We start from the raw sequence: 12,462 nt of genomic DNA, 5'->3' as shown, positions 1-12,462 counted from the left end.
GTTCCTCCTCGGTTGGATTTAGGCGCTGTCACCAGTGCGACGTTTCAGGAATGCCTTCAAGATGTGCTCGCCGTCGAAATCCGGCACGACTGAGACCAGCTCCCAGCCGTCTTGGCCAAGAGCGGTCAGCTGCGCTTCGATCTTCGGTGGCTTTGTCTTGGCGGTGTTGATCTGTTCAATTTTGTATTCAAACATGGGTTGTTTCCTTTGAATGGGCCGGATTAACCGGCAGGTAGAATTCGGTGATGCCGCGCGCGCCTTCATGACGACCGGCCTGGATGATCACATCGATCGAGCGGGTGATGTAATCGTTAATGTCCTGGTAAGTCATGGGCACATCGGTTTTTAGGGCGGCGATGGCGAGACGCTGAACCGCCAGCTGAGGTGTTTCGGCGTGCAGGGTGGTGAGTGAGCCACCATGGCCGGTGTTGATAGCCTCAAGGAAGGTCATGGCCTCTTTGCCGCGCACTTCGCCCAGGACGATACGGTCCGGTCGCATGCGGAGCGTAGAGGTTAGCAAGACATCAGCGCTGCGCGTGGCCTCATCGCGGTCAGACATCAACGTGACGACATTGGGCTGCATCGGACGCAACTCGGCGGCCTCTTCGATGGTAATGATGCGCTCGTCGGCGGGCACGAAGGAGAGAATCTTGCGCGCCGTAACGGTCTTGCCGGTCGAAGTCCCGCCAGACACGATCATGTTGAGCTTGTGCGTGACGCAAAACTTGATTGCGGCATCGATGTCACCGGTGGTCACGACATCCCGCAGCTCGGCATTGCGCTTGCGTCTTGCACCTTCGTTGCTGCGCTCTTTGCCGAAGAGAAAGGACAGCTTGATCCGCTCCAATGGCAGGTCGGCGAAGAACCGCAGGGAAATCGCGTAACCGCCATCAACGGCGGGGGGCTGGATGACTTGCGCCCGGATTGGGCGGTCTCGGTAGGTAATGCTGACCGAGACGATGGGCTTCGTTCGGCTGAGCGTGGTGTTCGCGGCGGAGGCAATCTGATTGCCCAAGTCTTTGATCTCATTGGGCGAGAGTCGTCGATTGACGCGCCGCATGAAGTGATCCCCTTGAAACTCAGCCCACAGCGAGCCGTCGGGGTTGATGCAAAGCTCGATCAGCTTTGCATCACGCGCCTCGGCAATCTTGTCCATTGAACTTTGTAGATAGCTGGCCGCCATGATCAGAAGATCTCCAGATCGCGGTCGACCATCACTGTGACGCGGGCTCCTTGGTCGACATAGATCACAGGCGAGACGGAGAGGTATTCGCCAATCACGCTTTGCGCGCTGTCCTGAAGGTCTTCGCCAATGCCTTCCAGAACATCAGAAGTGATCTCATCTTCGGTGTTCTGGGCTGCCACGGCGGGCAATGCTCCGATCAGAGATATCAGGGCGGCTGACCCAAACCGCGTGCCAAAGCGGCTGTCGACAAAGCCGGTCGTGCCAGACCGCCCCAGTTCATCACCACCGAAAGCGCTGATTTCAACGGTCTGGTTGCTGGGCAGAATGATCCGGTCCCAAGCGATGGTCACGCGTTGCTGCGCAATATCGAGGCCAGAATGATACCTCCCGATCAGACGCGCGCCGCGTGGGATAAGGATCCTTGAGCCGTCATAAGCGTGGACATCTTCCGATACCATCGCACGGACCTGACCGGCGAGCGAGCTGTCGATTGCGGTCTCAAGCACGGCCTGGATCATCGTGCCCTGAACAACTGTGTTTGACGGGTTCACGATCAACTGGGCCTGCGTCACCTCAGCGGGTTCAGCGCCATTGCGGACAAAGTCTGTGTCGCCATCAAGCCGCCGCTGCTGGGCGGCGGTCTCTGCATTGCCGGTGCCCGAACCGCCAAAGGCGATAATTGGGCTAGCAATACGGGCTTGCAGTTCCTCAAGTTCGGCTTGCCGCCGCCGCTCGAGCTCCTGAAGACGCAGTTTATCGGCCGTGGGGCCGGTTGGTGCGGGCGTGCGCGGGGTTTCCAGGCGTGCAAGCTCTAGATCGTTCTGTAGCCGCTGGATTTGCCGTGCGCGTTCCTCCAACTCCTCGCGCAACGCGGCTTGCGTTGCGGCTGCCTCGCTGCGCAGAGCGTCAATCTCTGCGCCCAAGTTATTCAGCGCTTCAGTGTCGATGGTTGGGGCTTCAGGTGCTGGTGCGTTGCGTAGGGCTTCAAGCTCGGACCGCATGGCGTCCATTTGCGCGCGCAACTCTACTGTTTCGCTGTCTGGTTCCGGCTCCGGGGGTGGGGATGTGTCGTTCGGTGCTGGCGTGGGATCTAGCGCGCCAAAACCCGGTCCAGCCGCCTGAAATTCATCTGGTGAGGCGGTCTCGAGGCTGTCGGGTTCAGCGCCGCCAGAGAACAAAATCAAGAGGCCGCCAAGGGCCACGATCGCCCCAATGCCAAGGGCAATAGTGACAGCGGACGGCCACGATTTTCGGTTTTGTGGTTTTCCTTCAAGCGCTTCGAGGCGTTTCTTAAGCTCAGCTGTTTCACTCATTGTGATCTGCCTCGCTCATCTCTTGGACGCAGATCTCGATCTCACCAAGTCTTAAAACCCATCGATCGCTGACACCTGACACGCGGATCACGCCGTCCGGCCGCGCGAGCGCATTCACGCTGCGCTCATTGCCGCCGGACCAGCGAAAGATTGCGGGCAACGGCGCGTTCGCAGCAAAGCGGAAGTAGGTGAAGGTTCCGTCGTCCCAGATTTCGCGCGGGGTGATCTCGGATCGTGCGCTGACGCCGTAGGCATGGTTTGCTGGCGCAGTGGCAGCCACACGCGTTTGCCGAGGAGCCGCTTCGGGATAGGTGAAGCGGATGACATAGAACGTCGGTGAACTCGCCTCAGTGACATTGAAGTAGTAGCTGCGTCGGTTGGTATAGACGGTGATGTTGGTATGTGCGCCGCGTGTAACGGGCTTGATTGCAAAGGCCTGGCCTCCGGGCACGCCGTCGAGAAGGAACCCTTCTGTGTCACCTGCAATGATTGAGCGGATTGTTTCGCCTTGGCCAAATTCGATGCTGGTGACATGGGTCAGGCTGGTGCGGATGCGATAGACCTGCCCATCCTGATAGGTAGCCAGCCTGACGCGGGCATCATAGGGGCCTTGGCGAGGCTGGATTTCTGCATAGGCGGTGCCAGCAAGTGAAATTAGGAAGGCGAGGGTCAGGAACAGGCGGCGCATTGGCTACTCCAATCGATCCGAGCGGATCGCATATTCAGTGACAGTGAAGCCGAAAGGATTCTGCCAGACATCGTCGATCGACCGGCTGTTCTCAGGCCGAAACTCAAACATCAGGGTTGCGGTGAAGAGCCCGTTTTGACTGCCGCGCGGTGAATTTAGCCGCTTACGCAGACGCACCTGGGCACGGTTGGCGCTGATATGAGTGATCGACAGAACCTCAACATCAAGCCGCGCATCTGTGCCGTAGCTGTCCGGTGGATAGGCCTCATGGCCGCTGGTCCAAAGAGCGCGCAGCCCTGCAACGGCCGCGCCGTCCGACTGGTCCAGGACCCGCCGCACGCGTACGTCATTGTCGAGCTGATTGTATGTCTCTCGATCGATGACATAGCGGTAGACCTGCGCCTCGATGATAGCGGGGCGTTCCGTGAGTGAGACCGCTTCAACCACGGCATTGGGGAGGGCCATGCCGGTTTCGCTATCAAAGGGCACGATCATGGGCGGCGGGTCCACGTCGAGCAGGGCGACAAGAGCAGCGGAGAGGCAACCTGCCATGCCAAACGCCATGCCTGTCAGCCCCAGCTTCTGCCACAAGAGCTCGCGTCTTCGGGCGCCGTAGACGAGCTCTTCTTCGATGATTTCTGCCTCGCTGCTCATGGATCAGTCCGCGCGCAGATCTGGCAGGGTGAAGTCCATATAGCGCCGCTCTTCGGCCAGGGTGGCGGCATCCACCACCCCGGATTGTCCCGCGCCAACGGTCTGTATGGCTTCAAGTTCCCACATGCGGGTCATGGCGATGGCCAGCTCAGCGGTGACGCGGGTGTTGTGGTCGACCGCTTCCTTGAGCGTTTCCATGTCGGGGATCAGTGAGACCAGTTGCTCGACCCGTTCAAGGGATTGCGCGGCCTCGTCATAGCTGTTCTCAGCGGCTGCGGACATCACTGCCCCGGTGCCCGCCTGGCTGGCAATGCGTTCCGCGCCCGGATTGCCGCTGCTGGCCATGTCAGACAGGCTGTCTTGGTCAAAGCCTGCGTCTTCCAGGGCTTGCGTCATGCGGCCTTCCATCTGAGGGGCCGCGTTGCCGATGAGGCCGCTGAAATCGCCGCTCTGGATTTGCCGTATGGTGCCAAGAAGATCGCCGAATTCTTGGTCTAAGAGACCATCCAGATCACCGCCCATGGCCATCTCGATGATATCCGTCGCGCCGGTCAGGGCTGCGTAGGTCTCGTTAAGCGTGTCGAGTTGCTGCTGCACCAGATCGAGCTGCTCGAGAAGCGTGTCGAGCTGGTCGGTCTGGATCCCGAAATCCTCCAGCATCTGCTGCAGTTGACGAATTTCCTGCGCGATGTTGCGCGTGTCGACCGTGGGGACACCTTGGGCAAATAGGGGTGAGGCAACCAGCAACGCGCAGGTGGCTACGGCAGAAAGAAAGCGGATCATCGGAGTACCTCCAGATCGAATTGCATGAAGTCTTGTTCGCGGGCCTGCGCGGCCGCCATGGCCAGCCCTGCTGCGCTGAGCGGGCGGGTGTGGGCGGCCTTGAGGCGCGTGCGGATGGCGATCAGGCGGGCGAGTTCGGCCCGCGCGTAGGTGTTGAGCGACATCGCCGCGTGAATGTCATCTGTCTCGCCAATGCGCCTGATGATGTCCTGCACGCGCAACGCGGCCGCTTGCACGGAGACCAAGGAGTAATCGCCATAGACCCCTGCGCCGAATGAGGTCAGGTTCATTGTGGAGTTGGCGAGCAAAACTGGATCAATGGTGCCAAGCGCGTCGACGCCGCCCACGCGGGCAAGGTAGAGATTAAAACGCTCGGGGATCACCTGAACGTAGTGTTGGGTTTCAGCGAAGGGCGGAACACCGCCGTAGCGCTGCACATTGCCGGGACCGGCATTGTAGGCGGCCAGCCCGTGAATGATGTTGCCATCAAACATGGCCAGCATCTGCGCCAGATAGCGCGCGCCGCCGGTGACCTGGATGTACGGGTTTTCGTAGTAGGCCGGGTAAATCCCGAGATCCTGCGCCGTACCGGGCATGATCTGGGTCAGGCCAAATGCACCAACAGGCGAGCGCGCGCCGATGGTGAAGCGGCTTTCTTGCCAGATCAGCGCCTGCAACAGACAGCGCCATTGCTTGGGCGACAGACCGGCAGCGCGCACGCCGGACATATGGTGCGTTTCTTGGGCGGCACGAATGATCAGCTGCTCAATCGAACCGGAGGCATCGCCGAACATCTGGGCTGCGCCGGGGTTCGGATCGACCGAACCATAGAGCGTGCCTGCGGCGCTTTCAGGTGTTGAACCAGCTTCTAGGCTTGCGACCAGTGCGCCTGAGTTCCCGCTGGCCAACGTCGTGGCATCAAGGATGTCTTCCAGCACCTGGAGTTGTTCCTGCTCGAGCTCTTCAAGCTCTTCCTCTTTGGTCAAACGATCCCGCTGCAGTGCCAGATCTTGTTCGCCCTGCTGCAACACGCGCTCGCGCTGAAAGAACATGCCTGCATCAAAGGTGGGCACACCTTGGGCACAGGCCATTGGCGCGTTGAGCCACACCAAACCCGCAAGGATATGCGGGCGGAGGCTATTCATGCAGCGAACCAATCGGCCCGAGCAACTCGAAATTGCAGTTACTGCGGCTGACCTCGGCAAAGGAGTTGAAGCATTCAGCTTCTGACGGCCGGTATTCCGCGCAGGCTGTCAGGGTCAAAAGGGTGAGGGTTAGAACGCACAGTCTACGCATCAATCTGTCTCCAAAAATCGGGGTTTTGGCGGTAATCCGCGCCGACCAGCGCTTCGCCTTTTTCCATGCCGCCAAGGATCGTGAGGTAGGGGCCAAGGGCGCTGAGATCAGCGTCGATCACCACCGAGCCCAGGTCATCGCGCACCAGAGCCAAGCGTGAGTTGCTGCCCGTGCCAAGCAAAACGCTGAGCTCTTTCTCAGAAAGTCCCAGCATGGTGTAATCGCTGGCCGAGGCCCGAATGTTGGGTAGCAGAAGCTGCGTCGGCACAGCCTCGACGATCGTTTTGCCGGTGCGGGTTTTCTCAAGCTGGCTTGCGTATTGGGTCATCATCACGACGACGGCATTCTGTTTCCGTGCCGTGACCAGCCAGTTGCTCAGCCGGTCGGCAAAATACGGGTTGTCGAGCGCTTTCCAGGCTTCATCAATGATGATCAGTGTCGGCTTGCGGTCCTCGATCACTCGTTCGACCCGCCGAAACAGGTAAGAGAGGACCGCCATGCGTTCCTTCTCGCTTTCGCTGTCGAGAATGCCGGTCAGGTCGAACCCCACGACATCTCCGTCGAGCGAGAAGGTATCCTCAGCGCTTTGACCGAAGATCCAGCCATAGCGACCATCTGCGGTCCATTCCTGTATCCGCTCGAACAGATCCCCTTCGTCAGCTCCCGCTACAAATAGCGACGCCAAATCCTGCCAGTTACGAAGGGCGGCATCGCTCGCCCCGGCGTTCTGGCGCACTACCTCTTGGACGCGGTTGATCTGAACCGGGCTCAAGGGCTTGTCGGCGCGATGCATCAGCGTGGCGAGCCAATCGGACAGCCAGGCTTGCCCGCGCCCGTCGATTTCAGTGCGCAGTGGGTTGAGGCCGGTCGCTTCACCCGCCTTGATGGCGCTGTAGCGCCCGCCATTGGCCCGCACGGCCATTTCCATGCCCGCGCGATAGTCAAAGACAAAGACGCGTGCGTCGCAGCGACGGGCTTGGGTCATGAGGAAGGCCGACAGCACTGACTTGCCTGAGCCAGGACGGCCGAGGATCAAGGTGTGCCCGCCCGTCGGCTCTTTGTCTGGCTGACCCATCTCATGGTAGTTGAACAGGAAGCCCGAGCGTTCAGGTGTTGGAAACAGGGTAATCGGCTTACCCCAAGGCACTCTATCACCCGGCTTGCCCAGTTGACCGCGATGTAGTGCCGCGAGGTCGGCAAAGTTCGTGTTGGTGATGGCGGCCTTACGGCTTCGCATCTGCCCATTGCCCGGATGCTGCGCGAAATAATGCGTCCGAGCCGCAAAGCTCTCATTCACCAGATTGACGCCTTCACTGGCCGCGATGTTGCGCACCTCGGCTGCAATGGCTTCCAGTTTTTCCTCGGTCTCGGCGAAAACCGTCACTGTCATGTGATGATCGCCAAAGCTGAGGCGCCTGGATTCCAAGTCGTCCAGCGCGTCGACCAGTTCTTCGGCGAGGGAAATCGCGCCGTCATCGCTGGCCTTCATTAGGCGCTGTTGGCGCTTGATCCGGCTGGCCATGATGTTGCTGTTGATAGGTGTGAAAGAATGCGAAACCACCATGTCGACAGGCAGGTTCAGCTCATCGAACATCGTGCAGCTGGTTTTGGCCGGGTAGGTCTTGATGGCAAAGCTGGTGCCGAACCGCTTACCTGCCGTCCCATCGTCCAACGTGAAGCCTCGCCCCTGAAACGTGACGCGGGTGTTGGCCACATCCTCAGCGATGATGCCAAAGCGGGATTTTGCGAAGAGCGGTCGTTCCTGGCCAATATTGAGCGCCCCAAGGAACCCGAGTAGCTCGCCGCTTTCGGCCCCAAGCAGATGCGGGTTCATTTCTGCAAAAGACGACAGCAGAAACCCGACGACCTCCTCGAGCTTACGCATCTGCTTGGCTGTCCGGTCTTTAATTTGTGTGATTGAGTCTGATCGCTTCAGGCGCAGCCGTGCACCGAGGGGAGGACGTTTCAGCACCGTGAGCGTGAGGGTCTTGTCCCGCAGACCCGCCCGCGCCATCGCCGTTTGCCAGCGGGTATCCAGCGCTTGCGCAAACCCTTCCTCGCGAACCGGTGGCAAGGCGGTCTCGATCGCTTTTGAGACCTTGTGAATGTAGAAACTGTACTCTGGTCCGATCTGCGCGATGATCGCCGCGAAAAGCGCGCGGATCTTCTCCAGATGCGCGTCATCGCTGGTCATGCTGTTGACCCCATCGAGGCGGAGGCATTGGAACAAAGCATTGCCGCGCGTGCGGATCGTCACGTCATTCACCAGGCTGACATAGGGCAGCATGCTGGCCATCGGGCGCTCTTTGCGCGCCCAGTCTGGCAGCGTTGCAAGATCATCCGAAGGATCACGGAGCATAGCTGTCCCCCGAATGGATCTTTCGATTTGGCGTCGGGGGCGTTTCTTGCAGGGCAGTGACCATCACCTCAAGAAAGGCCGGATCCCAATCCGCCGCTTTCCAAAGCGCGGGATAGGCCAGAGCGGCGATGATGATCACCGGCCAGCTCTGAACCCAAAGAAACAGCAACACAAACCCGAAGAGCCAAACCATGGCATACATGATCGGCAAGCCGATGAGCTTTGGCGGCCGGATCAGGCCCAGGAAGAGGCGGGTTTGCGTTGCCATGTCAGATTTACGCGCCCCAGATCGCGGTCACGATGGTCGGTGCAGCCGCGATCCCCGCAATGGCGACCAGCACCCAAAGAGCCTGGCGGAAATCCAGAATGCCGAAGAGCCAGGAGAGGAACACACCGATCAGGGCCAAGGTGCCGATGACTATGCCCAAGGGGCCGGTGATCGTGTCGACAATGCCTTGCAGCAGGTTTTGCACCGGGGAGAGGTCGATGCTTTGCGCAAAGGCGGGGTTGGCAAACATCAAGCTGACCAGAGCCAGCGACAGGATCGTGCGGAATTGAATGTGCATCAGGAGGCTCCAGTCAGTCGGTCACGCACAGCCATGACCCGGCGCACGTGGTTTTGGGTTTCTCGGTAAGGAGGGATGCCGCCATAGCGCGCGACCGCGTCTGGTCCGGCGTTATAGGCAGCGAGCGCGAGTTCGGGCGTGCCGAACTGCGCCAGCATCATCAGAAGGTAACGGGCGGAGCCATCCAGATTGGCCTGCCAGTCATGCGGATCGACGCCGAGCTGCGCGGCCGTCGCTGGCATCAGCTGTCCGAGGCCGATAGCACCTGCGGAGCTGCGCGCATTCGGGCGATAGGCGCTTTCAATCTCAATATTGGCTTGGAAGAGCACCTGCCACTCCGTCACGGACAGGCCAGCGCGGCGTAGTGCGGGGTGTCCGCCATAGCGTTGCGCGGTGCTTTCAAGGGCTGTGAGGATCTCGGGGCGGGGAACCGCGCGGGTGGATGCAGGAGGCGGATCTTCAGGCTGAGGCGCTGCGAACACGATCAGCTCTGATGGGTTTGCTCCAATCCCGTCGACATAGCTTTGCGCAAAACCTGATTGGGGGGATTTGGTCTCCAGCTGGCCATCGGCTCGCATGGAAAGCACGAAGCCTTCGGAATAGGCCGGGGCAGCTAGGAATGCTGCGAAGACGGCAAGTGGCTTAGCCCGCGTCGTCCAACTTGTGAGAGGCGATCTTGCCTTCGAACATGGGGATCGAGACGATCGAAACACCAAGCCCGGCGAGGAAGCTGGATAAGCCGTTGATTGTCTTAAACTCTCGGGCCGCCATGTTGTTACGCGCGGTGACGAGCAGGCGACGCGTCTCGCCATCTGGCGAGACGCAATGCACGGTCCAAACTCCGGACCACTGAGCACCTGTACGTTTGGGCGTAACCCGGCACACAACATCCGCCGAATGACCCTCGGCAAGTAGTGTGCGCAGCCCGTCTTCACTGACAACATTAGGGGCGTCTTGCATCAAATTCATAGGATCGAGCCTTGCAGAATTGTGCATTAGCCCGGCAGTCCCTCATGGACTACCGAACCGATACAATATTATAATCTTGCAATCAATAGGTGCAATTTGAGTTATTGCGCCCTTCATGCGTTGAAACAAATTTACTGCAACGGAGTGGCTTAGCCAAGATAATATGGGGCTTTTGAAACAAACATGGGCGGTTATGGCCGTTCTGAGCTGGGGGTCTGCCGCGATCGCGGGCAGTTGCCTGCCGCCTGCGCCGCCCTGGATGCCGACCAATGCCGATCATGTTAGGGCCTTTGCGGACCTTTTGAGGCGGGATGCGGAGACGTATTTCACCGATGTTGAGCAGTACTTCCGATGCCTAGATCAGCAGCGGCGTGAGGTCTTCGAACAAGCGCGCGAGGTCAGTGGAGACTATGCGCGCGTTCTGGAGTTCCTGGACGACCTGAGGAAATGATACCCGTCCTCACGTAGAGAAAGCTGCCGTTCAATAAGGCTGCCGCGAAGGTCGCCAACGCGGACTTTGCCGACATTCCGTTTTCGGCCTTCGCTGTTGCAGCATTGCTTCGCGCATGCGACGTACACGTCGCTGCGATGCAGCCCGTTTCACCAAAGCAGCCGCTCAATCTCGTCTTGAGACGCCAAATCAAGAAAAACCCCTTCGCAGCACGGAGCCGGAATCAGCGAGGCGTGGACAAACTAGATTTTCGTTGCTGTCTTTGCGATGGCTGTTTTTGCGGAATCCAATCGAGGGCTTCTTTGGTGGTTAGTTCCGATATCTGGTGCATGGGATTAGGATGAAATGTTGCAAACAATCGCCCATTTCATAAGTCCGTAAAGGCGAGAAGATTTGCCACGCAGAGGACACCTGTCAGCAAGATCAAACCCCATGGGCTCTGATTATTAAACCCATAGGCTGGATGACGCCGAAGAAGTTCATTCAGACCGACATGGACGATGGAGAAGATTGCCAACCCGAACCGGATCGCATTTTCCTGGTTGTCGTCTCCGCCCCGAGGCGAACGGCAAAGGCCGTTCGCCGATTGGTTTGATGTCAATCTTCTCCGCGATGCTAAGGGCATCTTCGTGCTCGACGCCCAAGTATAGAACTGTGCTGTCGACCCTCGTATGACCAAGCAAAAGCTGGACTGCGCGGAGGTTCCCCGTTTTGCGGTAGATCTCCGCAGCTTTTTGTACGGCGCATCGAATGTGTGCCGTAGAGGTCGCAAATTTCAGCGACTGCGTCGAACATCACGGTGAAGGTCCGCGCCCCGATCCTACGCAGGTGTGCTTTGAGCTTTGAGAAGGCCATCTAGATCGGGTTCACGGCCAAGGACACCCGCATCTTTGCCCGCCAGCTAGGGTTGAAGCCCTGCTTCACGCCGGTGGCCAGTCCGCAGTCCAACGGCTTGTGAAGACGCTCAAGCGCGACTACGTCCGTGTGAACCCTTGCCTGATGCAGAAACCACTTAGAAATTGATAGGAGACTGGATCGAAGACTATAACGAAAACCATCCACACAGCGGCCTGAAATGGAAATCGCCTCACGAGTTCTTCAGGGCCAAAACCGAAACCGCTTAGGTGTTCGGTGAAACGGGGGCAGGCTCATCCCGCACCCGCGCGGCCATGAACGGGATGAGCACGCTCAGAACCAGCAGTCGGCCCACATGGCAGGCTGCGACAAAGCCCGGGTTGGCGCCAAGCACCGCCCCCATGACTATCATGGTCTCGAGCCCCCCGGGTGCAAAAGCGACCAAAACATGGGGCAAGGGCATATTCAAAAACATCGACACTGGGACCGCGAACCCGACAGAAAGCGCCGTGGTCAACACCGTGATCGCCACCCCGCCGCCCGCATATCGAAACAGCATCACAGGTCTTGTGCCGCCAAAGCGGCAGCCAATTAGTGTGCCCATCAGCACCAAACAAGCCATAGTAATTCTTGGCTCAAGAATACCGGGAGAGAGATCTGACAAATGCCCCACAGAGGAAACTAGCATTGCGCCGATGAGGAGCGGCGCAGGGACGCGGAATCGCTCCAGCACCCAACCTGCGATTAGAGACAGAACGACCAACGCCGCGATATAGCCTGCGCTCAGAGTATCCCCATCCGGGGTCATGCCCTGAGACAGGTCCAACCCCATCAGCGCTGCGAGCGCCGGAACTGCTAGTGTTAGCAGCAGTACCCGTACTGATTGTACAACAGTTACCTGCGTCAGATTTACGCCGTGAGTCTCGCCCAAGGCTATCACGAAACTTAGGTGGCCCGGTGCAGACGCCAAAACCGCACTGCGCTGATCAAATCCGAATCCATTCACCAACAAGGTGCGGCACAAGATCATGGCCAGAACCAGCATGATTGCCAATGCCACAAAGGCAAGCGGCCAACTCAGCATCGCAGCTGCCGCCTCTGCATTCACGCCGGCCCCAATACCAATTCCTATAAACAGGAATGCGATGTCGCGCAGCAGCGGCGCAATACCAAGGCGCATCCCGAACAGCGACAGGACCGAGACCAGCACCGCTGGTCCCGTCAGCATATAGAGCGGGAGATTAACCAAGTAGCCAACCAAAGCTCCGGCAGCACCAACCGCAAGCGATAGAACCGAGAGCCCGAGGGCTGGCAATGTTGGCAGTGTTAGCATGGCGTGTCC

At 59.1% G+C, this 12,462-nt stretch carries 14 protein-coding genes and 2 pseudogenes; 2 read left to right on the top strand and 14 right to left on the bottom strand.

The window, feature by feature from the left end; translation table 11 throughout:
- Positions 1 to 18: 18 nt before the first annotated feature.
- The 12 genes from ACR3EM_RS08160 to ACR3EM_RS08105 form a co-directional block, all read right to left on the bottom strand.
- Positions 19 to 195, bottom strand: a complete 177-nt coding sequence (locus tag ACR3EM_RS08160) for a DUF4177 domain-containing protein (RefSeq protein WP_170449489.1) — start codon at positions 193 to 195, stop codon at positions 19 to 21.
- The gene (locus ACR3EM_RS08155; protein WP_170449491.1) at positions 188 to 1,183 is read right to left on the bottom strand and encodes an ATPase, T2SS/T4P/T4SS family; all 996 of its coding nucleotides are present in this window, start codon (positions 1,181 to 1,183) and stop codon (positions 188 to 190) included. The genes ACR3EM_RS08160 and ACR3EM_RS08155 overlap by 8 nt, the downstream gene beginning before the upstream one ends.
- 2 nt (positions 1,184 to 1,185) lie before the next feature.
- Positions 1,186 to 2,499, bottom strand: a complete 1,314-nt coding sequence (locus tag ACR3EM_RS08150) for a TrbI/VirB10 family protein (protein WP_170449493.1) — start codon at positions 2,497 to 2,499, stop codon at positions 1,186 to 1,188.
- Positions 2,492 to 3,187 (bottom strand): TrbG/VirB9 family P-type conjugative transfer protein, encoded by a 696-nt coding sequence (locus ACR3EM_RS08145; RefSeq protein WP_170449495.1) that lies wholly within the window; start codon positions 3,185 to 3,187, stop codon positions 2,492 to 2,494. Before ACR3EM_RS08145 ends, ACR3EM_RS08150 begins: the two co-directional genes overlap by 8 nt.
- A 3-nt stretch (positions 3,188 to 3,190) precedes the next feature.
- Entirely contained in the window at positions 3,191 to 3,841 is a 651-nt protein-coding gene (locus ACR3EM_RS08140) for a VirB8 family type IV secretion system protein (RefSeq protein WP_170449497.1), read from the bottom strand.
- A gap of 3 nt (positions 3,842 to 3,844) precedes the next feature.
- A complete protein-coding gene (locus ACR3EM_RS08135) occupies positions 3,845 to 4,624 on the bottom strand; it encodes a type IV secretion system protein (protein ID WP_170449499.1) in 780 nt (259 codons plus the stop codon).
- On the bottom strand, positions 4,621 to 5,769 hold the full coding sequence (locus ACR3EM_RS08130) for a lytic transglycosylase domain-containing protein (RefSeq protein WP_170449501.1): 1,149 nt from the start codon (positions 5,767 to 5,769) through the stop codon (positions 4,621 to 4,623). Before ACR3EM_RS08130 ends, ACR3EM_RS08135 begins: the two co-directional genes overlap by 4 nt.
- Positions 5,770 to 5,912: 143 nt before the next feature.
- Positions 5,913 to 8,279 (bottom strand): VirB4 family type IV secretion/conjugal transfer ATPase, encoded by a 2,367-nt coding sequence (locus tag ACR3EM_RS08125; protein ID WP_170449503.1) that lies wholly within the window; start codon positions 8,277 to 8,279, stop codon positions 5,913 to 5,915.
- Positions 8,269 to 8,547 (bottom strand): VirB3 family type IV secretion system protein, encoded by a 279-nt coding sequence (locus tag ACR3EM_RS08120; protein ID WP_024096577.1) that lies wholly within the window; start codon positions 8,545 to 8,547, stop codon positions 8,269 to 8,271. Before ACR3EM_RS08120 ends, ACR3EM_RS08125 begins: the two co-directional genes overlap by 11 nt.
- 7 nt (positions 8,548 to 8,554) lie before the next feature.
- On the bottom strand, positions 8,555 to 8,845 hold the full coding sequence (locus tag ACR3EM_RS08115) for a TrbC/VirB2 family type IV secretion system protein (RefSeq protein ID WP_170449505.1): 291 nt from the start codon (positions 8,843 to 8,845) through the stop codon (positions 8,555 to 8,557).
- The gene (locus ACR3EM_RS08110; RefSeq protein WP_170449507.1) at positions 8,845 to 9,423 is read right to left on the bottom strand and encodes a lytic transglycosylase domain-containing protein; all 579 of its coding nucleotides are present in this window, start codon (positions 9,421 to 9,423) and stop codon (positions 8,845 to 8,847) included. The genes ACR3EM_RS08115 and ACR3EM_RS08110 overlap by 1 nt, the downstream gene beginning before the upstream one ends.
- 64 nt (positions 9,424 to 9,487) lie before the next feature.
- Positions 9,488 to 9,805, bottom strand: a complete 318-nt coding sequence (locus ACR3EM_RS08105) for a hypothetical protein (protein ID WP_226892621.1) — start codon at positions 9,803 to 9,805, stop codon at positions 9,488 to 9,490.
- 202 nt (positions 9,806 to 10,007) lie between these two features.
- On the opposite strand from ACR3EM_RS08105, the gene ACR3EM_RS08100 reads away from it, so the two are divergent.
- The gene (locus ACR3EM_RS08100; RefSeq protein ID WP_170449509.1) at positions 10,008 to 10,265 is read left to right on the top strand and encodes a hypothetical protein; all 258 of its coding nucleotides are present in this window, start codon (positions 10,008 to 10,010) and stop codon (positions 10,263 to 10,265) included.
- Positions 10,266 to 11,024: 759 nt separating this feature from the next.
- Here ACR3EM_RS08100 and ACR3EM_RS08095 read toward each other — a convergent pair.
- Positions 11,025 to 11,120: pseudogene (locus tag ACR3EM_RS08095) on the bottom strand (IS630-like element ISSpo6 family transposase); the annotation flags it as partial.
- 10 nt (positions 11,121 to 11,130) lie between these two features.
- Between ACR3EM_RS08095 and ACR3EM_RS08090 the strand changes: the two are divergent.
- Positions 11,131 to 11,389, top strand: a pseudogene (locus ACR3EM_RS08090) (integrase core domain-containing protein); the annotation flags it as partial.
- Here the strand turns inward: ACR3EM_RS08090 and ACR3EM_RS08085 are convergent.
- Complete coding sequence (locus ACR3EM_RS08085; RefSeq protein WP_170449511.1) at positions 11,386 to 12,453, bottom strand: AbrB family transcriptional regulator; 1,068 nt, start codon at positions 12,451 to 12,453, stop codon at positions 11,386 to 11,388. The pseudogene ACR3EM_RS08090 and the gene ACR3EM_RS08085 sit on opposite strands and share 4 nt — an antisense overlap.
- Positions 12,454 to 12,462: the final 9 nt, after the last annotated feature.

The sequence above is a fragment of the Ruegeria sp. AH3 genome (genome assembly GCF_056536265.1).
The sequence above is the reverse complement of the archived record's forward strand: the minus strand, read 5'-3'. Positions and strand labels throughout refer to the sequence as shown.